The following is a 19995-nucleotide window of genomic DNA, read 5'->3' as shown; positions in this document are numbered from 1 at the left end:
AAAGACTATTCTCATTCCTAACAATAGTCTCTAATCTAACAACTATTACGATTAATTCTTCCACTCTGATTTAACTGTATTAGGAATGCAATAGTAACCAACTCCTAAAATAACAAACCAAAGAGGGCTAAATAATAGTGCCTGACGGGTATCTTCTCTGAACGCCAAAGCAACTAATAAAAACGCCATAAACACTAGGCAGAGGTAACACATAAATAATCCCCCTGGCATTTTATAAGAAGACTTCTCATGCAACTCTGGGCGTTTTTTACGATAAGCAATGTAAGATAAAAGAATCAACGTCCAAACAAAGATAAATAGAATGGTTGATAATGTAGTCACCAATGTAAATGCATGAATAATGTCTTTATTATTAAAATATAATAATATTGCGCCAGGTAACAAGCATGCACATGAAAACAATAGCCCCCGCGCAGGCACTGAAGCCCTGGATAGTTTAGCAAAAGCACTCGGAGCTTTTCTTGTTGAAGCAAGACCGAATAACATACGACTTGTTGAAAAAATTCCACTGTTTGCAGAAGAAGCTGCAGAAGTTAACACCACAAAATAAACCACTGCTGCTGCCGCAGGAATACCAGCAAAAGCAAACAAAGAGATAAAAGGACTTTTCTCTGGAGAAATAGTTTGCCATGGCATTACGGACATAATGACAGCAAGTGACAAAACATAGAATAAAATAATTCGAACAGGTATCGCATTAATGGCCTTAGGTAATGTTTTTAATGGGTCACTGGTCTCAGCTGCTGTCGTCCCGACTAACTCTATCCCCACGAAGGCAAATACAGCTATTTGGAATCCAGCAATAAACCCCCACCCTCCCGTAGGAAAGAAACCTCCATCATTCCAAATATTGGACAACGATGTCTCAACATTTGAAGGTGTTTTAAAACCATAAACAATAAAGCAAAAGCCCACAACTATTAGCGCAATAATAGCCACAATCTTAATAATAGCAAACCAGAACTCCATTTCGCCAAAGAGCTTTACAGTCAAAAGGTTCAAGCATAAAAAGAGAAAAATACAGAGAAGTGCAGGTATCCAAGGTGCTACGCTAGGGGCAAAATACTCAACATAACCAGCAATCGCAATTAAATCCGCAATGCCTGTCACGATCCAACAAAACCAATAGGTCCAGCCTATATAAAATCCCGCCATTGGCCCTAATAGATCAGTCGCGAAATCGATAAATGATTTATAATTAAGATTCGATAAAAGCAACTCCCCCATGGCGCGCATAACAAAAAACAACATTCCACCAATAATCATGTAAACCAACAAAATAGAAGGGCCTGCTAAATGAATGGTCTTACCCGCCCCCATAAATAAACCAGTCCCTATTGCGCCACCGATAGCAATCAGTTGGATATGCCGGTTGGTTAAATGACGATTTAGCTCATCATCATTATTCTGAGGACTATTATCCATTGTAAAGAAACCTCTTAAACTATTATTAAATGATTGAATATTAATATATTGATTTATTTCATAAGGTGGTTATATATTATAATGAGTGCTATTTATTTTAATAAATAGGCTTTAGTTTATGCGCTTTGTCAAAAACGACATTTTTTTTACATCTAATCATGTATATAGACAGCCTTAAGCAATACATTTTAACCACTCACACTCATGAATATCAATAATTTAATTAGGTTGTATAATGGAACAAACCCAAACTCCTCTTGGATTTCCAATTGAAACACTTGCTATCTTTATCGCCCTTTCCGTTGCTGCATTATTAATTGACTTATTTGCACACCGTAGCGATAAACCGATTAGCTTAAAAAGTGCTACATTGTGGTCTTTATTTTGGGTCGCTATCTCCCTTGGATTTGCTGCCTTTTTATATGTTCACCACGATGCTGAAACAGCAACGCTGTTTATCACGGGTTATGCACTAGAGAAAGTGCTTTCTGTCGATAATCTATTTGTTATCATGGCTATTTTCGCATGGTTTAAAATCCCCGATATATACCGCCATAGAATTCTCTACCTAGGCGTTATTGGGGCTATTGTGTTCAGAGGGATTTTTGTTGCTATTGGAACAGAACTATTGGCGCTTGGCCCTTGGGTCGAGATTGTTTTTGCTATCATCGTTGCTTTTACTGCAATTATGATGCTTAAAAACAAAGATGAAGATGAAGAAATAAAAGACTACTCAGACCACCTCGCTAATCGCCTTGTTCGTAAGTTTTTTCCTGTTTTTCCAAAAATCGTTGGTCATCGCTTTTTTCTATCAAGCAACACTGTCATTGAAGAACTCCAAAAACCAGAAAATAGCAACCTAAAAGTGATGGTAAAAAAAGGGGCTATTTATGCTACGCCATTACTGTTATGTCTTGCAGTGATCGAACTCTCTGACTTAATGTTTGCGTTTGATAGCGTCCCAGCGATTATTGCCGTCAGCAGGGAGCCTCTTATTGTTTATTCAGCCATGATGTTTGCCATTTTAGGCTTAAGAACACTCTACTTTGTATTAGAGGCATTACGAAAATACTTAGTACATTTAGAAAAAGCCGTTATCTTTTTACTGTTCTTTGTAGCCTTCAAACTAGGGCTTAATGCCGCTAACCACATTTGGCACTTTGGTTATGAAATAAAACCAACATGGAGTTTATATGTTGTTCTTATTGTTCTGGCGCTTGGCATTTTAGCTAGCTTTATATTTCCAGATAAAAACAAATCTACGGATAACGCTGCTTCTTAATATCCCTCTTAAAAGGTGGTTTGATCTAACCACCTTTTTGCGTGCACTTATATCCTTTTAACGAGTACAAGGCTATAATAAAAATTTACGATAACTGTACTGACACTGTATGAAATGGATTGCTCATCACAAAAAAATCTTTTGGATTATTCCTATTATTTTTATAACACTTATCTTTACAATTATTCTATTAAATGCAAAAGACAATGTGTTTAAAGCTGATCTCATCGTAGTATTAGGCAACAAAGTTTCACCTTCTGGGATACCTAGTAGGGGATTAGCTGTTCGCCTCAACAAAGCGATAGAAATTTATCAACAGGGCTATGCACCTCGAATTCTAGTAAGTGGTGGCACAGGCAAAGAAGGTTTCAACGAAGCTATTGCAATGTCTAACTACCTTATAGCAAGGGGTATTCCCTCATCTGCCATTATTAGAGACACCGAAGGTGTTAATACCCGTGCTACAGCAAATAATACATACCTGTACATGCAAAAAAATCACTTACAATCTGCCATTATTGTTTCTCAATACTACCACATAGCAAGAACAAAACTGGCCTTCAAACGAGCAGGAATAAAGAAAATTGGGCAGGCATCACCTGATTATATTTCTGGCAAAGATTTCTTCTCTGTTATTCGCGAATTATTTGGCTACCCTGTTTATTGGTTAAATATTAAATAAACATACGCGACAGTACATATTACCCACTATTATCTATGCTATACTCGCAGCCATTTAGTACCATTAGATTATTATGGAGCAACCATCATGTCAATTCGCCCTTACAATGGTAAGTCACCTGTTATAGGCAGTGATGTTTTTATTGATGAATCCGCCATTATTATTGGTGATGTTGAACTTGGAGAACAATGTTCAATTTGGCCTTATGCTGTGATTCGTGGTGATGTTAATAGCATTCGTATTGGTGCACGAAGCAATGTCCAAGATGGTTGTGTATTACATGTTACACACAAAAATGAAGAGTCTGGGAAAGAAGGATCACCTCTCACCATTGGTGAGGATGTAACCATTGGGCATAAAGCGGTTCTACATGGTTGCACAATTGGTAATCGTGTATTAATCGGTATGGGCAGTATTATTCTAGATAATGTCGAAATCAGTAGTGATGTTATCATTGGTGCGGGAACGGTCGTTCCACCCGGGAAAAAACTAAATGGTGGGTATCTATATGTTGGGAACCCTGCTAGGCAACTACGCCCGCTGATTGAGTCTGAAAAAGAGTTTTTATTGTACAGTGCTCAGCAATATATAAAACTTAAAAATACTTATTAATTAGACTTGTCCGTAACGTTCTCGGTTAGCTACCCAACGATCAAGTAACAAATCGATGCTTTCTTTATGATTTTCTAAGAGTTCTTGTGTAGCTTCTCGAATATCAGGCAACAAGTCGCTATCGCGCATTAGATCTGCCACTTTAAATTGTAATAATCCTGTTTGTCGAGTTCCTAATACTTCACCGGGTCCTCTAATTTCCAAATCCTTTTCGGCAATAATAAAGCCATCATTGGTTTCACGCATAATAGACAAACGCTCTTGTGCTATTCTTGATAAAGGCGCATGGTATAGCAATAAACAAAAACTTTCTGCTTGGCCCCTTCCCACTCGACCACGAAGCTGATGTAATTGTGCCAAGCCCAATCGTTCAGGATTCTCAATAATCATTAAGCTTGCATTAGGCACATCCACCCCTACTTCAATCACTGTGGTAGCAACAAGTAGCTGTAACTCACCCTCTTTGAAACGTTGCATCAATGCTACTTTCTCATTTGCTTTCATTCGTCCATGAATCAGCCCAATAGAAACGCCCTGCAATAACTCAGACAATTCCGTAAATGTTGTTTCAGCCGCTTGGCAAGTCAGCTCTTCTGACTCCTCAATCAATGTACACACCCAATACGCCTGCTTTCCCTCTTTACAAGCTTGCTGGACACGAGTAATAACTTCTGGCCTGCGACTATCAGGTAAAACAACAGTTGATACGGGCGTTCGCCCCGGTGGTAACTCATCGAGAATAGAAGTATCTAAATCAGCATAAGCACTCATTGCGAGCGTTCTTGGAATAGGCGTAGCGGTCATAATCAACTGATGAGGTAGAAATAGACCATCAACACTTTTATCTCTTAATGCCAAACGTTGTTCAACACCAAAACGGTGTTGCTCATCAATAATGACCAAAGCCAATTGCTTAAAAAAAACATCACGTTGAAATAGCGCATGCGTGCCTATCACCATTGCCGCACCTTCAGCAATATCAGTTAACGCATTCTGCCGCGCTTTTCCTTTTAACTTTCCTGCTAACCAAGCCACCTTAATACCTAGCGGTTCAAACCAACGCTGAAACGTTAGAAAATGCTGTTCAGCTAAAATCTCCGTAGGCGCCATCAGTGCTACTTGATAACCCGCTTCTATTACGGGCAACGCAGATAACGCGGCAACAACCGTCTTACCAGCCCCCACATCCCCCTGTACTAAACGTAACATGGGAAGCGGCATACCAAGATCATAAGTTACTTCTTGTACAACGCGTTGCTGTGCTTGAGTAGGGCTGAACGGTAACTGTTTTAAATAATCAGGCACTAGTTTAGTTGAATGTACAATGGCTATCGCTGACTGGCTTCTAATTTGCTCACGCAAACGCTGTAATGATAGCTGGTGGCTAAGTAGTTCTTCAAAAATTAATCTTTTTTGTGCCCAATGTTTACCCTCTGCTAATAATTGTGCATTAGCATCTGGTGGTGGGTGATGAAGATAACAAATAGCTTCTCTCAAATCACCTAAGTCATAGTGCTCAATTAAATTCGTTGGTAAATAATCGGGTAAGTTATGGCTACTTAATAAACCCAATGTTTGCTCAACTAACTGTCTTAATCGTTGCTGAGTAAGACCCTCTGTAGTCGGGTAAATCGGTGTTAATGTCTGCTCGACAGGCATTATTTTATCGTCTGCAATAATACGATATTCTGGGTGATAGAGTTCTAATCCTGATGCGCCTGCACGCACATCGCCAAAGCACCTCACACGGGCACCTTTGATAAAAGAGTTTTTTTGTGATTGATTAAAAAAATAAAATCTTAAACCAATCGTACCGCTACCATCTTGCAACTTTACCAACAAGCTGCGACGGCGTCCCATCAAGACACTGGCAGAAATCACTGCTCCCTCGACCACGGCATCTTGTCCTGCAAACAGCGCACCTATGGGTGTGATTCGTGTTCTATCCTGATAGCGTAGTGGTAAATGAAACAGTAAATCTTGTAAGGTAACAATAGATAGCTTGGCTAACTTTTCAGCTAACGCATCACCAACACCTTTTAGGTGTGTAATTGCAGTATGGGCTAAATCCGCCATGTATTAATATTAAAGTATGTTGTCTGCACAACGCTGAATAGCGTCAACTAATACATCAATTGCCTTAGCCCTTGGAAAACTCATACGCCAAGCAATAGCAACTGTTCTTTTAGGTTTTGGTGCAGAGAAAGGTCTGACTTCAACTACTCCTTCAGCATAGTAAGGGCTATGAATAGCAGAATGAGGAAGCACAGAAACACCTAATCCAGAGGCAACCATATGGCGAATAGTTTCAAGCGATGTAGATTCTACTTCTGTATACTCACTACCATTACCACCGTGTTCCTTATGTGTTGGGCAGGCTTCTAACACTTGATCACGAAAACAATGCCCCTCACCTAATAGTAAGAGTGTCTTACCTGACAATTCATCAGGATTGATAGATTTACGCTTAGCCCAAGGATGCTTCGCGGGTAACAAAACATCAAAGTATTCGTCATACAAAGGTTTCGCTACAATATCGACATCGCTAAAAGGTAGTGCAACAATAATGGCATCCAGATCCCCAGCCTTTAATTTTTCTTTTAGCACATGAGTAAAGTTTTCCTCTATGTACAAAGGCATATTTGGAGCAATAGTGTGTAACTCAGGGATAAGGTGGGGAAACAAATAAGGCCCTATGGTATAGATTGCACCCACCCTTAAAGGGGCGGACAACTGGTCTTTACCAATCAGTGCCAACTCACGTATCACCTGGGTTTGCTCTAGTACTTTCTTTGCCTGTTCGACAATAATCTCACCCACAGGCGTTAAGCGCACAGAGTTTTTACTGCGCTCAAAAATATAGACACCCAGCTCTTTTTCTATCTTTTTAACACCCACAGACAACGTTGGTTGACTGACGGTACAACGATCAGCCGCTTTACCAAAGTGTTTTTCTTGTGCCAATACAACAATGTAACGAAGTTCTGTGAGCGTCATGTATTTAACCTTTTAAAATTAATTGAGCTATCCCAAGACTAAAACAGCATCCATCTCCACCAATGAGCCCTTGGGTAAAGCACTAATACCGATTGCCGCACGTGCAGGATAAGGCTCTGCAAAATAACGACCCATAATTTCATTTAGTTTAGTAAAATTATCCAAATCAGTTAAATAGATATTTAGTTTCACAATATTTTGTAAGCTTCCGCCAGCGGCTTCAGCTACTGCTTTTAAATTCTCGAACACTTGTACAGCCTGCGCTTCAAACCCACCATCAATTAACTGCATGGTTAACGGATTTAAAGGAATTTGTCCTGACAAATAAACGGTTTCACCAACCTTTATTGCTTGTGAGTAAGTACCAATTGCCGCAGGAGCCTTTTCTGTTTTGATGACTTCTTTTCTCATAAACGCTATCCTCAAAAGAATATTATCTATTAATGTCTTGATCTTGCTATTTTTATAATACCATTAATAAGGCGTAACTTCTTAATTACTTGAGATAAATGCACACGATTATGTACAGTTACAACCATCGTAACAACACAAGTTTTACCATCTCGTTCGTCCACACTGATCTTTTCAATATTAGCGTCAGCTACATTGACGGCATCAGCAAGTAACGCAATCAATCCACGTTGTTGTTCAAGTTCAACATGCAATTGAACTTCAAACTCTCCCGAGATATTAATGGCCCATTGTAAAGGGATATATTTATCAGTATCGGTCTTATCAGCAATAGACTTGCAATTTTCTATGTGGACGACAATTCCTTTGCCTATGGATAGATGACCAATAATCGGATCACGTGGAATAGGATAGCAACATTTTGCATAACTAATAACTAATCCTTCAGTGCCGGTAATTTCAAGTGGCTTTTTATTAGCTGTCGTTTTATCAAATCCTTTAACCAAATGTTGTGCTACAAAGTAAGAAACTCGATTACCCAGCCCTATTTCTTCAAACAGATCTTCAAGACATGCCAACTTATATTCTTTTAAGACAGCATCAATACGTTCTGGCTCTATTTGATCCAAACCAAACCCATTGGCTGATAACTCTTTACTTAATAGGCTTTCACCTAACTTAATAGATTCTTTTTGCTTCTGTTGTTTTAAAGCGTGGCGAATATTTGTTCTAGCGCGCCCTGTTACAATAAAGTTTAACCATGCAGGATTAGGCCTCGCATTTGGAGAACAAACAATTTCAACCGTTGAACCACTTTCTAATATTTGTGATAAAGGCGCTAAGTGGCGATCAATACGGCAAGCAATACAAGTATTACCCACGTCAGTATGAACAGCATAGGCGAAATCAACAGCTGTTGACCCCTTCACTAACTCCATAATACGCCCTTTAGGCGTAAATACATAAACTTCATCTGGAAAGAGGTCGGTCTTAACGTTCTCAACAAATTCTAATGAACTGCCCGCCCGTTGTTGAAGCTCTAGCAAGTTCTTAACCCAACGCTTCACTCGAGACTGATTGACTTCATCACTGCCCGATTTATACAGCCAGTGAGCAGCAATGCCATAGCTGGCCATTTCATCCATTTCTTTGGTGCGGATTTGAACTTCTATCGGAATCCCATTCATCCCAAAAAGGGAAGTGTGTAATGATTGATAACCATTGGCTTTGGGAATAGCAATATAATCTTTAAAACGTCCTGGAACAGGTTTAAATAGGTTATGCATTGCACCTAATACGCGATAACACATATCGACGGAGTCAACAACAATGCGAAAAGCATAAATATCCATAATCTCATTAAAAGACTTTTTTTTGTCTTTCATTTTCTTGTAGATACTATAGAAATGCTTCTCGCGCCCTGTTACTGTACCCTGTAAGTTTTCCCTTACAATACAGGCTTCAATAGCTGACTGAAACTTTGCAACAACCTCACGACGATGACCACTGACTTTTTGAACGGCCTTACCAATTAAAGATGAACGCATTGGATGCATGGCTTTAAAGCTAAGATCTTCTAAGCTAACTTGCACATCACGCATCCCTAATCGATTTGCTATAGGGGCATAAATTTCGAGGGTTTCTTTCGCAATACGACGACGTTTAGGGGGAGACATTACCTCCAACGTTCTCATATTGTGCAAGCGATCGGCTAATTTAACAATAATTACTCGAATGTCTCGAGCCATGGCCATGGCCATTTTTTGAAAGTTCTCTGCTTGCGCTTGCTCTTTACTATCGAAAGATATTTGGGTTAATTTGCTAACACCATCTACCAAGTCAGCAACTGCCTCGCTAAATTGCTCAACCAGTGCCTCTTTGGGAATCCCCGTATCTTCAATAACATCATGTAACATCGCAGCCATAAGGCTTTGATGATCCATATGCATATCCGCTAAAATACTGGCAACAGCTAAGGGGTGGGTGATATATTTTTCACCACTACGGCGGCGTTGCCCATCATGAGCTTGATCTGCGTAATAATAGGCACGTCGAATACCATTAACCTGCACGGGTGTTAGGTATTCAGATAAGCGATCAGCTAAACTATCAATTGTTAGCATCAACCCTTTCCTATTGCCAAATCAAGCTTACATAGTGAGTAACCAAAATGTTTAGCCTTTAAAGCTATCCATTTGTCCTTCTTCAAATGCCATGAATAAAGGTTCTTCATGTACAATAGATTCTTGCTCAACAAATTCTTTAGTTAATAAACCATCGGCAATTTCACGTAATGCAACAACGGTGGGTTTATCATTTTCCCACGCCACAAGTGGTTCACGTCCACCTGTTGATAATTGTCTCGCACGTTTACCTGCTAACATCACAAGTTCAAAGCGATTATCTACGTGTTCTAGACAGTCTTCTACAGTAATACGAGCCATTATACTCCCCTAAATTATCAAAATTCACTCAAAAAATATTCGTTTGAACAGCTCAGTTTAAAAGTATCTTGCTCTTATGACAAGAGGTCTTTTAATAAATCTTGCAGTTTTTCACGTTGTTTCAAGCAATTTAAGCGCTGAGAGCTAATAATACTCTCTAAGTCACCTAATGCTTTTTCAAAATCATCATTAACTATTAAATAGTCAAACTCAACATAGTGGCTAATTTCATTAATAGCCTGTGACATTCTATGATTAATTACTTCGTCAGTATCTTGTCCTCTTTGGACTAATCGTTGTTTTAAAATATCTCGCGAAGGCGGTAAAATAAAGATGAGTTTAGCATCAGGAATAAGCTTTCTAACTTGCTGAGCACCTTGCCAATCAATTTCTAAAATAAGATCTTGTCCTTTATTAAGTGACTCCTCTACCCAAAAGGAAGCAGTCCCATAATAATTATTAAAGACAGTCGCATATTCAAGAAAAGCATTCTGTTCTAACATCTCAGCAAACTTCTCTTTGCTCACAAAGAAATAGTTTACACCTTCTTGCTCACCTTCTCGGGGAGCTCTCGTTGTATGAGAAACCGCGACACTCAATGTTGGTTGACGATCTAATAACGCCTTTACCAGACTTGTTTTTCCTGCCCCCGAAGGTGCTGAAATGACATAAAGAGTACCACGCTGCATAATTATTCCCACTTAAATAAATAACTTAATAATAGTATAACGACTTGTAAACAATTAATCTTGGGCTTTAAGACCCAGACAACGTCGTTTCGTTCCCCTTTTCTAAGAATATAGGAGATGTAATCTTTTGCATGGTTGTCACAATCCATGCTTCTGCTGCTTTGTTTGCTTGTGCAATGCTTTCTGCATCGCTACCTTGTGGCTTAATTGGTTCACCAAATACAACGTTGATTACCCCCGGAAACTTTGCCCAACCTTTTTTAGGCCAAAACTCACCGGCATTATGAGCAACGGGAACAGCTTCAACACCTGCTGTGGCGGCAAGGGTAATCCCCCCGCGAGTAAAACGACCATTTTGACCAGGCAGCGTGCGCGTTCCTTCAGGAAAAATAACAATATAGTGCCCTGCTTTTAATAGTTTCGAGCCTTTATCTAATAGTTGTTTAAAGGCTTCTTTCGGTGTCCCTCGATTAATAGCCACTTGCCGACTCAAGGCCAACATCCATCCAAAGAAAGGAATAAACTGTAACTCTCTTTTTAATACATTACTGATTGGGTAAATAAGCCCTGTATAAAAGATCGTTTCCCAAGTACTCTGATGTTTTGAAACAATGACACAAGCATTTTTAGGTAGATTCTCTAAACCTGTGATGTTGTATTTAACTCCAACCACAACACTAGCTAAGCCTACAACAAATCGGCACCACGGTTGTATAAAACCTTTCATTAACCACGCATAGGGTATGAATAAAAATACAGCCAAACATACAATACCCCATATTAAGACACTGCATGATAAAAGCAGATAAAATAGCGAGGTACGTAAAGCTTGCAGAAATGATAACTTTTTCTTCATTCTAATAGCCAACCCATGAGTTAAAGTGAGTCAAAAACATCACTACGAGAGTAAATAATCGGTAACAGCAACTAAGTCTTCAAAAATAAGCACGTTAGGGTTAACGCCTTTACTTAAGGTTCGTAGCCCTTTACCCGTTTTAACAAGTACAGGCTGACAGGCCATACGCTCAGCTAAAGCCAAATCTGTTGCACTATCACCAACAAACCATTTGCCAGTGAGTGAAACCTGATAATAATCCGCTATTTGTTTGAGCAGACCCGTATTTGGCTTGCGACAATCACAACCATCATCTGGGCCATGAGGGCAATAAGCAATCAAACCTATCTGCCCACCCTCGCTTGCTACCAACTGCCTAAGCTTATCATGCATTGCATCTAACATATTAAGGTCATAATAACCACGTGCAATACCTGATTGATTAGTTGCAACAGCAATGGTCCAACCAGCTTTATTTAGTCTAGCAATCGCTTCAATCGAGCCTTCAATCGGCATCCACTCATCAACTGATTTAATATAATCATCGGAGTCATGATTAATAACTCCATCACGATCTAAAATAATTAACTTCATTAATCAAGTAACGATATATCAGCTATACCCAAAAATAATTGGCGAATCTGTGCAAGTAACGCATAACGATTAGCTCGAACTTTCATATCTTCCGCATTAACAAATACATCATCAAAGAACCCATCAAGCAATACTTGTAAAGAAGATAAGCAATTGAGCGCTTCTGTATAATTACGATCAGCACTTAATTGAGAAACCTTACTTTCTAATTGTTTGACGGCTTCGGCCAATGCGATTTCTTCTTTCTCTTGTAATAGTGAAGCCTCAACAGATGCCGCAATATCTTGTGGCGTAACCTTTTCTAAAATACTCTGTACGCGCTTATTGGCAAATGATAAAGGTGCCGCTTCTGGCAGACTGCGGAAAGCTTCAACAGCTTGCACACGTTGGTCAAAATCAAGTGGTGAAACAGGTTTTAAGGCACGTACTGCTTGATATGTGGTGATATTAATGCCTTCATCTTCATACCGAGCACGTAGCCTATCAAAAATAAAATCTAAAACTTGTGTGTTTAATGCTTTATTTTCAATACGATCACTATAGAGTGTTATCGCTTGATCAACTAACTCAGACAAATTAAGTTCTAACCGCTTTTCAATAAGGATACGAAGAATACCTAATGCTGCTCGACGAAGCGCATAAGGGTCTTTACTTCCCGTTGGGAGCATACCGATACCAAAGATCCCCACTAGGGTATCTAATTTATCAGCAATGGCAACACTTGCACCAACTAATGTTGAGGGAAGCTCTCCCCCCATATTACGTGGCATGTATTGCTCATTTAAAGCCAACGCAACATCATTTGCCTCTCCCCCAGTCAGGGCATAATAATATCCAGCAATGCCTTGCATTTCAGGAAACTCACCCACCATTTCAGTTGCAAGATCTGCTTTAGATAAAATACCCGCACGCGCAGCCTGTTTAGTATCAGCACCTATCTCTTGAGCCACAATAGCAGCTAACTGGCTAACTCGGGTTGCTTTGTCATAAACAGTACCTAGTTTTGCTTGAAACACAACATTTTTTAAACGCTCATTAAACGCTTCTAAAGGTTGCTTTAAGTCTTGCTTAAAGAAAAACTCTGCATCCGTTAAGCGTGGACGCACAACTTTTTCATTACCTTCAATAATTTGGGTTGGGTCTTTACTGTCAATATTGGCAACCGTTATAAATAATGGCAGGAGTTTGCCAACCTCATCCAACAAGCAAAAATATTTTTGATTATCTTGCATCGTTGAAATAAGAGCCTCTTGTGGCACTTGTAAAAAGCGCTCTTCAAATCGGCAAACTAGCGGTACAGGCCACTCGACAAGTGCTGTCACTTCATTAAGTAAGTCTTCTGGAACAATAGCCGTACCTTGGTTTTGTTTGGCCAACTCAGCTACTTTATTAGCAATAAACTGCTTACGCTCTGCAAAATCAGCCAATACATGAGCGCTACGTAAATCTTCTACATAATTTGCAGGGGATGAAATATGAACAGGTGCAGGATTATGGAAACGATGCCCTCTTGACTCTCGCCCAGCTTTTTGTGTCAAGATTTCACAATCAACTACCTCATCACCAAACAACATCACCAACCATTGTGTGGGTCTAACAAACTCTTCACGTCTAGCAGCCCAACGCATTCTTTTAGGGATCGGTAAACTGTCTAAAGAATTACTCACGATGTCAGGTAATAAACTGGCTGTCGCTTGCCCTTTTATTGTTTGCACAAAACGCAATTTAGGCCCTGATTGGTCAACGTCAGCTAAATCAACACCACATTTACGTGCAAACCCTAATGCTGCTTGTGTTGGTTGCCCATCAGAACCAAATGCTGCTTGTCGAGGTGGGCCATCAATAGTTTGTGTACGATCAGTTTGATGTTCTTCTAAATCTGTCACTAGCACTGCTAAACGTCTAGGTGCAGCATAAGACTGAATACGTTTATAGTTTAATCCTGCTTCTTTTAAGCCTTTCTCAATACCTGTTTGGAATGCTTCTGATAGCGTTTTTAATGCTTTAGGTGGTAGCTCTTCAGTACCTAGTTCCACTAAAAAATCTTTAGTACTCATTATTCTACCTCCGACATTTTAGCTAATACTTCATTACGTAATCCCTCTTGCGCCATAGGGAAGCCTAAACGTGCTCGTGCTTCAAAATAACTTTGTGCAACTGCACGTGCTAGGGTTCTAACACGCAAAATATAGCGTTGGCGTTCAGTTACTGAAATTGCCCGACGTGCATCTAATAAATTGAAGGTATGAGATGCTTTAAGCACCATTTCATACGTGGGTAATGGCAGTTTTAATTCAATGAGTCGATTTGCTTCACTTTCATAAAAATCAAACAATTCAAATAATTTTTCTACATTTGCATGCTCAAAATTGTAAGTTGACTGCTCTACTTCATTTTGATGGAATACGTCACCATAGCTCACTTTACCAAATTGACCATCAGCCCAGACTAGATCATAGACAGAATCCACGCCTTGTAGATACATTGCCAAACGCTCTAAACCATAGGTAATCTCACCCGTTACCGGATAACACTCTATACCTCCCACCTGTTGAAAGTAGGTGAACTGTGTAACTTCCATGCCATTTAACCAAACCTCCCAACCAAGCCCCCAAGCACCCAATGTTGGAGACTCCCAATTGTCTTCGACAAAACGAATATCATGGATAAGCGGATCAAGGCCAATGTGTCTTAAAGAACCTAAATAAAGCTCTTGTAGATTATCAGGATTAGGCTTAAGCACTACTTGAAACTGGTAATAATGCTGTAATCTGTTAGGGTTCTCACCATAGCGTCCATCTGTTGGCCTTCTTGATGGTTGAACATAGGCTGCATTCCAAGTTTCAGGGCCTATAGCTCGAAGAAAAGTGGCGGTATGAAAAGTGCCTGCCCCCACTTCCATATCATAGGGCTGTAAAACCACACAACCCTGCGCTGCCCAATATTGCTGTAGTGATAAAATTAAATCCTGAAATGTACGAACAGTCGATACCTTTGTCGTCACTTGAGTTACCTATAACTAGTATTAGTTTACTTGAAAACAAGTAAGTGAAATATGTTTAAAATGAAAAGTTGCCCAGTATAACAGGGAGACCCTACACGATAGAAGTTTAATTATTAATAACACATCATTTCAATAATAAAGAATAAACTAAATTTCTGCATCAATAAACGTTTACATTTTATGATTTTACTTGCTGCATCGCCAATAGTTTTGCAATATCATCAATTGTTTTTTTGCCTTCTTGGTTAACTTCACGGTAACAAGTAATTAGCGATTGTTCTCTGGAAGTTAATTTCATATCGGGGGAGTTATTATAGATAGTCATCTTCTCTGAAGCTTTCAAGGCTAATGCTTTGGCTTCTTTTTCTGTATAGGATAACTCACTTTTCTTACCCGTTAAAACATACGATGCGTCTAATCCGAATTTCATAGCACTTAATAAGACAATAGTGCTAGGGAGCATTTTCGCTGTTTCATAACGACTCCACGTTTCTCTGTTTACGGAAACTTTCTGAGCTATTTCTTTTTGACTCATATCTAAACGTTTACGTTCTTCCTTTAATCGTCCGGCTAAAGCATTTTCTGTCATGATAGGCTCTCATTATTTATTAATTCCGTTTTGCATATAATAATCATAATTAAATCGAATTTAAATACAATTTAACTACCTAGGAAATATAGATCGTATCCTCTTACGCAAAAAAAACAAAAATAACTAATTGAATAAATTAATATATTTATTAATTGCTATTTATCACGTACCACAAAAAGCGACTTATTAGTCACTTTTTATTTGACATATACATCACTTTATATAGATAATGAATAATGCATATGTATTCCGTAATTAATTACACTTAATTAGAATCATAGGAAGGATTTATGAATACACCTTATCCAATACCACTTAAGCATCCTTATACACCCGATCAAGTTAAGCAGTTCTTTAAGCAATCAGGAATTCCAATATCAGATTGGGCAAAATCAAATGGTTACTCTGTTAACAAAGTCTACCAAGTATTAAATGGTCAACTGAAAGGATTGAGAGGATCCTCTCACCAAATTGCCATAGAATTAGGCTTAAAGGTTAATAATTTATACTTCTAATACAATAAGATAATAGGTTGGCTATCTAAACCAACCTATTATAGATATTACCCTAAACTCTAAGATTAATTGGTAATATGTATAAAATGTAAATAGGTTTCATACTGGTCTAATATATCACCAATGACATCTTCCTTACTCCATCCCATAATATCGTAGTCTTGCCCTCCTTCTAAAAGATGCACATCAGCTCGAAAATAGCTTCGATTCTCTTGTGAATCCTCTTCATCAGTAGATGTTCGAGAAATAATATCAGGCAATAAATAATGTCGTGGCCGTACTTCATAAGCAAAATAGACTTTTCCTTCATGCTCCAACTCAAGGCGCACCCTATTTTTCTCATCATCACATAAAACAGTCGCTGTACAACCTTGCTTATTCAGCTCTTCAGAAACCTCTTCTAATGCTACTTTAACAACTTCATCAATAAAGCGTATTACATGAGAACGTCGAGTAAACATAGTCAGATTACGAAGTCTGCGTTGCCATCCTCCAGAAGAACGAGGTGCAGGTCGAGAAATATTTAATGATTGCTTTCTTAACTCTTTTTTAGTTGCATCCAAAAATAAAGCCTTTACTAATCCCCACATAGCAAAGAGCAAAGCAAATGCAAAAGGTAAGGCACTCAAAATACTTGCTGTTTGCAATGCTTGTAAACCATTACTATACATCAACGCAATAGTAACAACAGTAATAACAATAACCCAAAATAGGCTCTGCCATACAGGAGTATCTGTTTTTCCATTTGAAGCAAACATATCAATTACCATTGAAGCACTATCTGCTGATGTCACAAAAAATAAAAAAATCATTAAAACAGCAAAAAAACAAGCAAAAGAAGAAAACGGAAAATGCTCTAAAAAAGTAAATAATCCCATTGAATAATTATTACTAACTGAGTCAGCCAAAGCTTGGTAATTATCGTACAACACAAAATGTAATGCTGTGTCACCAAAAACAGTCATCCAGATCAGTGTAAATGCAGCAGGAACTAGCATAGCTCCAGCAATAAACTCTCTAATTGTGCGTCCTCTTGAAATTCTTGCGATAAAAGATCCCACGAAAGGAGACCAGGCCAACCACCAAGCCCAATAAAAAATAGTCCAATTTCCTACCCAATCTGTTGACTCATAGGCGTACAAATTAAAAGTTCGACTAACAATTCCTGATAAGTAGCCACCCATATTTTGCATAAACGTTTGTAAAATAAAGAGTGTTGGCCCACAAACCAGTACAAATAATAGTAGCAGTATAGCAAACACCATATTTAATTCAGATAAGCGCTTAACCCCTTTATCTAAACCACTAAAAACAGAGCAAGATACGAGCATCATGGTCACAATGATCAGTAATGCTTGAATACCAACGCCCATCGGCAAATCATATAAATGGTTTAGACCCGAGTTGATTTGTTGCACCCCCATTCCCAGCGTGGTAGATACACCAATAATGGTTCCTAGCACTGCAAATATATCCACTAAATGCCCACAAACACCATAAATTCTATTACCAATTAATGGATAAAGTGCAGACCTTAGTGTTAAAGGTAAACCATGGCGAAAAGCGAAATAAGCAAGGATAACTGCAACTACTGCATAGATAGCCCAAGCACTTAGCCCCCAATGAAAAAATACCAACTTCATTGACTCTCTAGCTGCTTCTATGGTTTCAGGTTTAGCATCAGGCGGGCTCAAAAAATGCACAATAGGCTCTGAAACTCCCCAAAACATCAACCCAATCCCCATTCCTGCGGCAAACAACATCGATAACCAGGACATCGTACTATAATTGGGCTTACTATGGTCAGGGCCTAGCTTTATATCTCCATAACGGCTAAAAAACAAAAAAACGGATGTAATCAAAATAATGGCAACCGTAAGCACATAGAACCAACCAAAATTAGTATTAATCCACGCTTTAGCTACGTCCATTTGCTCTTGTGCTTGTACTTTAAAAATAGAGACATAAAGTACCATTACTAACAAAACAATCAGTGAACCAAAGAATACATAAGGGTTATAAGATGACTTTTTTATAGAATTTTCGCTCACAATACGGGTCTCTCCTTTTTTAGCCAAGCCTCTTCAGATAACAAAGTGACTTTATTTAAGTAGAATAAGCTTGATAGTGAAACAAGCTTAAAAACCATCAATGATGATGCCCAATACTTGAATCGTTCAATATGCACACCGTTAGTACATTAATATAACTATTCTAAGAATAGAAATTAATGCCGTTAGACTCTATAATTATAACAGAAAAATTATTTTCGAAAAATAGACAGATAAATCAAAGCAATACAAAAAACCCCAAATCTATTTATTACTAAAGGCTATAAAGATAATGGTCTATAATGTAAAACCTCTGCTAAATGAGCTCGACTAATGTGTGCCTCATCTTGCATATCAGCAATAGTTCTAGCAACTTTTAAACAACGATGTAATGCCCGTAACGACAACCCCAGCTTTTCGCCAGCTTGCTCAAACCATTGCTGATCGTCTTTTGACAACAAACAAATAGATTGCAACTGTTTGGTTGTCAAATAAGCATTAGGACACCCTTGCCGCTTATGCTGTAAAGCCCTAACAGTAGCGACTTGTTTTGCTGCCTCAGCCGTTGTTAACTGCTGTTTATTTTGTGTTATTGATAGCGATAACGTCTCCCTAGCCACGTGAACATGCAAGTCAATTCTATCGAGTAATGGCCCTGACAATTTATTTTGATAACGTTTCACCTGTTCAGGTGTACAACGGCAACTACGGGTTAAATCACCTAAATAGCCACAAGGACAAGGGTTCATTGCGGCTACAAGTTGAAACTTAGCAGGAAATAATGATTTTTCTTTAGCGCGTGCAACCACTATTTCATGATTCTCTAAAGGTTCTCGAAGTACCTCAAGTACTCGTCGATCAAACTCCGTAAATTCGTCCAAAAATAACACGCCTTGGTGCGCCAAGGTCACCTCACCGGGTTGAGGTTTACTTCCCCCTCCTACCATAGCGGCAGCAGATGAAGTGTGATGTGGTGACCTAAATGGCCTTTGAGGCCAATGAGACAGAGGCTCTGACCCCGTAACTGAATAAATAGCTGCCACTTCCAATGCTTCTTGCTCCGTTAACTCAGGTAAAATACCAGGCAAACGACTCGCTAATAAAGTTTTACCTGTTCCAGGCGGGCCACTGAATAATAAGTTATGAGCTCCACAGGCTGCAATTAATAAAGCCCGCTTGGCCGCCATTTGACCTTGAACGTCAACCAAATCAGGGTATGGCTCAACCGTTCTTAATAATCCCTTTGACTCAAAAGGCGTTAACGGCTTTTGGCCTGAAAAATGAGCAGCTACCTCGAATAAATGCCCAACAGCATATACCGTTAAGCCTGTCGCTAAGCTAGCTTCTTCAGCATTCTCACGGGCAACCCACAACGCACGCCCCTCTTTTCTCGCTGCTAAAGCGGCGGACAATACGCCTTTCACGGGGCGAATATGCCCCGATAAAGCTAACTCACCTAGACACTCAATATTTTTCAAAGGTTCTACTGGGATTTGACCACTGGAAGCCAAAATACCTAAAGCAATGGACAAATCGAATCGTCCCCCTTCTTTGGGTAAATCAGCAGGGGCCAAATTAAGAGTAATACGGCGTGGAGGAAACTCAAACTGAGAATTAATAATGGCACTTCTCACGCGATCTTTAGATTCTCGAACTGCTGTTTCTGGCAAGCCTACCAAAGTGAGAGAAGGCAACCCATTAGAAAGATGGCTTTCAACAGTAACACAAGGCGCCTCAACACCCAATAATGCACGACTATAGGTAATAGCAAGTGTCATACTCATTCCCTTGCGAATTAAAACGGCATTATAGCTTAGCACCTACTTTATTTAAGAAAAATT

Annotated in this window: 18 protein-coding genes; 4 read left to right on the top strand and 14 right to left on the bottom strand. The window is 39.1% G+C overall.

What is annotated here, in order from left to right; all coding sequences use genetic code 11:
• Positions 1-51: 51 nt before the first annotated feature.
• Complete coding sequence (cycA, locus tag DM558_RS15425) at positions 52-1446, bottom strand: D-serine/D-alanine/glycine transporter (protein ID WP_127164745.1); 1395 nt, start codon at positions 1444-1446, stop codon at positions 52-54.
• Between the two features lie 235 nt (positions 1447-1681).
• On the opposite strand from cycA, the gene DM558_RS15420 reads away from it, so the two are divergent.
• The 3 genes from DM558_RS15420 (at position 1682) to DM558_RS15410 (ending at position 4022) form a co-directional block, all read left to right on the top strand.
• The gene (locus DM558_RS15420; RefSeq protein WP_127164744.1) at positions 1682-2728 is read left to right on the top strand and encodes a TerC/Alx family metal homeostasis membrane protein; all 1047 of its coding nucleotides are present in this window, start codon (positions 1682-1684) and stop codon (positions 2726-2728) included.
• 109 nt (positions 2729-2837) lie between these two features.
• Positions 2838-3410, top strand: a complete 573-nt coding sequence (locus tag DM558_RS15415) for a YdcF family protein (RefSeq protein ID WP_228411770.1) — start codon at positions 2838-2840, stop codon at positions 3408-3410.
• 87 nt (positions 3411-3497) lie between these two features.
• Positions 3498-4022, top strand: coding sequence for a gamma carbonic anhydrase family protein (locus DM558_RS15410; protein ID WP_127164743.1), 525 nt, complete (start codon positions 3498-3500; stop codon positions 4020-4022).
• Here DM558_RS15410 and recG read toward each other — a convergent pair whose 3' ends face one another.
• The 11 genes from recG to DM558_RS15355 all read right to left on the bottom strand — a co-directional run bounded on the left by recG (position 4023) and on the right by DM558_RS15355 (position 15585).
• Positions 4023-6098 carry an ATP-dependent DNA helicase RecG gene (gene recG / locus DM558_RS15405; protein WP_127164742.1) on the bottom strand — a complete coding sequence of 692 codons (2076 nt, stop codon included), beginning with the start codon at positions 6096-6098 and terminating at the stop codon, positions 4023-4025.
• Positions 6099-6107: 9 nt separating this feature from the next.
• Positions 6108-7019 (bottom strand): hydrogen peroxide-inducible genes activator, encoded by a 912-nt coding sequence (locus DM558_RS15400; RefSeq protein WP_127164741.1) that lies wholly within the window; start codon positions 7017-7019, stop codon positions 6108-6110.
• 27 nt (positions 7020-7046) lie between these two features.
• Positions 7047-7430 carry a RidA family protein gene (locus DM558_RS15395; protein ID WP_127164740.1) on the bottom strand — a complete coding sequence of 128 codons (384 nt, stop codon included), beginning with the start codon at positions 7428-7430 and terminating at the stop codon, positions 7047-7049.
• A 29-nt stretch (positions 7431-7459) separates the two neighbouring features.
• Positions 7460-9553 carry a RelA/SpoT family protein gene (locus DM558_RS15390; protein WP_127164739.1) on the bottom strand — a complete coding sequence of 698 codons (2094 nt, stop codon included), beginning with the start codon at positions 9551-9553 and terminating at the stop codon, positions 7460-7462.
• A 51-nt stretch (positions 9554-9604) separates the two neighbouring features.
• A complete protein-coding gene (rpoZ, locus tag DM558_RS15385) occupies positions 9605-9874 on the bottom strand; it encodes a DNA-directed RNA polymerase subunit omega (RefSeq protein ID WP_109703631.1) in 270 nt (89 codons plus the stop codon).
• Between the two features lie 74 nt (positions 9875-9948).
• A complete protein-coding gene (gene gmk, locus DM558_RS15380; protein ID WP_127164738.1) occupies positions 9949-10563 on the bottom strand; it encodes a guanylate kinase in 615 nt (204 codons plus the stop codon).
• Between the two features lie 67 nt (positions 10564-10630).
• A complete protein-coding gene (locus DM558_RS15375) occupies positions 10631-11419 on the bottom strand; it encodes a lysophospholipid acyltransferase family protein (protein ID WP_127164737.1) in 789 nt (262 codons plus the stop codon).
• Positions 11420-11461: 42 nt separating this feature from the next.
• Entirely contained in the window at positions 11462-11992 is a 531-nt protein-coding gene (gmhB, locus tag DM558_RS15370) for a D-glycero-beta-D-manno-heptose 1,7-bisphosphate 7-phosphatase (RefSeq protein ID WP_127164736.1), read from the bottom strand.
• On the bottom strand, positions 11992-14049 hold the full coding sequence (glyS, locus tag DM558_RS15365) for a glycine--tRNA ligase subunit beta (protein WP_127164735.1): 2058 nt from the start codon (positions 14047-14049) through the stop codon (positions 11992-11994). Before glyS ends, gmhB begins: the two co-directional genes overlap by 1 nt.
• Entirely contained in the window at positions 14049-14996 is a 948-nt protein-coding gene (glyQ, locus tag DM558_RS15360; protein ID WP_127164734.1) for a glycine--tRNA ligase subunit alpha, read from the bottom strand. Before glyQ ends, glyS begins: the two co-directional genes overlap by 1 nt.
• Positions 14997-15174: 178 nt before the next feature.
• Entirely contained in the window at positions 15175-15585 is a 411-nt protein-coding gene (locus tag DM558_RS15355) for a helix-turn-helix domain-containing protein (protein ID WP_127164733.1), read from the bottom strand.
• A 293-nt stretch (positions 15586-15878) separates the two neighbouring features.
• Here DM558_RS15355 and DM558_RS15350 point away from each other — a divergent pair, with 293 nt between their 5' ends.
• Positions 15879-16103: a DNA-binding protein gene (locus DM558_RS15350; protein WP_109703638.1), complete on the top strand. Its 225-nt coding sequence runs from the start codon at positions 15879-15881 to the stop codon at positions 16101-16103.
• Between the two features lie 65 nt (positions 16104-16168).
• Here DM558_RS15350 and DM558_RS15345 read toward each other — a convergent pair whose 3' ends face one another.
• Entirely contained in the window at positions 16169-18154 is a 1986-nt protein-coding gene (locus DM558_RS15345; RefSeq protein WP_127164732.1) for a BCCT family transporter, read from the bottom strand.
• 281 nt (positions 18155-18435) lie between these two features.
• Positions 18436-19932 carry a YifB family Mg chelatase-like AAA ATPase gene (locus tag DM558_RS15340; RefSeq protein WP_127164731.1) on the bottom strand — a complete coding sequence of 499 codons (1497 nt, stop codon included), beginning with the start codon at positions 19930-19932 and terminating at the stop codon, positions 18436-18438.
• Positions 19933-19995: the final 63 nt, after the last annotated feature.

Origin of the sequence: Entomomonas moraniae, assembly GCF_003991975.1 — a bacterium.
GTDB lineage: Bacteria > Pseudomonadota > Gammaproteobacteria > Pseudomonadales > Pseudomonadaceae > Entomomonas > Entomomonas moraniae.
The sequence above is the reverse complement of the archived record's forward strand: the minus strand, read 5'-3'. Positions and strand labels throughout refer to the sequence as shown.

Coding starts and splice junctions, on each gene's coding strand:
- cycA (WP_127164745.1), bottom strand. CDS start 1,446: ATGGATAATAGTCCTCAGAATAATGATGATGAGCTAAATCGTCATTTA.
- DM558_RS15420 (WP_127164744.1), top strand. CDS start 1,682: ATGGAACAAACCCAAACTCCTCTTGGATTTCCAATTGAAACACTTGCT.
- DM558_RS15415 (WP_228411770.1), top strand. CDS start 2,838: ATGAAATGGATTGCTCATCACAAAAAAATCTTTTGGATTATTCCTATT.
- DM558_RS15410 (WP_127164743.1), top strand. CDS start 3,498: ATGTCAATTCGCCCTTACAATGGTAAGTCACCTGTTATAGGCAGTGAT.
- recG (WP_127164742.1), bottom strand. CDS start 6,098: ATGGCGGATTTAGCCCATACTGCAATTACACACCTAAAAGGTGTTGGT.
- DM558_RS15400 (WP_127164741.1), bottom strand. CDS start 7,019: ATGACGCTCACAGAACTTCGTTACATTGTTGTATTGGCACAAGAAAAA.
- DM558_RS15395 (WP_127164740.1), bottom strand. CDS start 7,430: ATGAGAAAAGAAGTCATCAAAACAGAAAAGGCTCCTGCGGCAATTGGT.
- DM558_RS15390 (WP_127164739.1), bottom strand. CDS start 9,553: ATGCTAACAATTGATAGTTTAGCTGATCGCTTATCTGAATACCTAACA.
- rpoZ (WP_109703631.1), bottom strand. CDS start 9,874: ATGGCTCGTATTACTGTAGAAGACTGTCTAGAACACGTAGATAATCGC.
- gmk (WP_127164738.1), bottom strand. CDS start 10,563: ATGCAGCGTGGTACTCTTTATGTCATTTCAGCACCTTCGGGGGCAGGA.
- DM558_RS15375 (WP_127164737.1), bottom strand. CDS start 11,419: ATGAAGAAAAAGTTATCATTTCTGCAAGCTTTACGTACCTCGCTATTT.
- gmhB (WP_127164736.1), bottom strand. CDS start 11,992: ATGAAGTTAATTATTTTAGATCGTGATGGAGTTATTAATCATGACTCC.
- glyS (WP_127164735.1), bottom strand. CDS start 14,049: ATGAGTACTAAAGATTTTTTAGTGGAACTAGGTACTGAAGAGCTACCA.
- DM558_RS15355 (WP_127164733.1), bottom strand. CDS start 15,585: ATGACAGAAAATGCTTTAGCCGGACGATTAAAGGAAGAACGTAAACGT.
- DM558_RS15350 (WP_109703638.1), top strand. CDS start 15,879: ATGAATACACCTTATCCAATACCACTTAAGCATCCTTATACACCCGAT.
- DM558_RS15340 (WP_127164731.1), bottom strand. CDS start 19,932: ATGACACTTGCTATTACCTATAGTCGTGCATTATTGGGTGTTGAGGCG.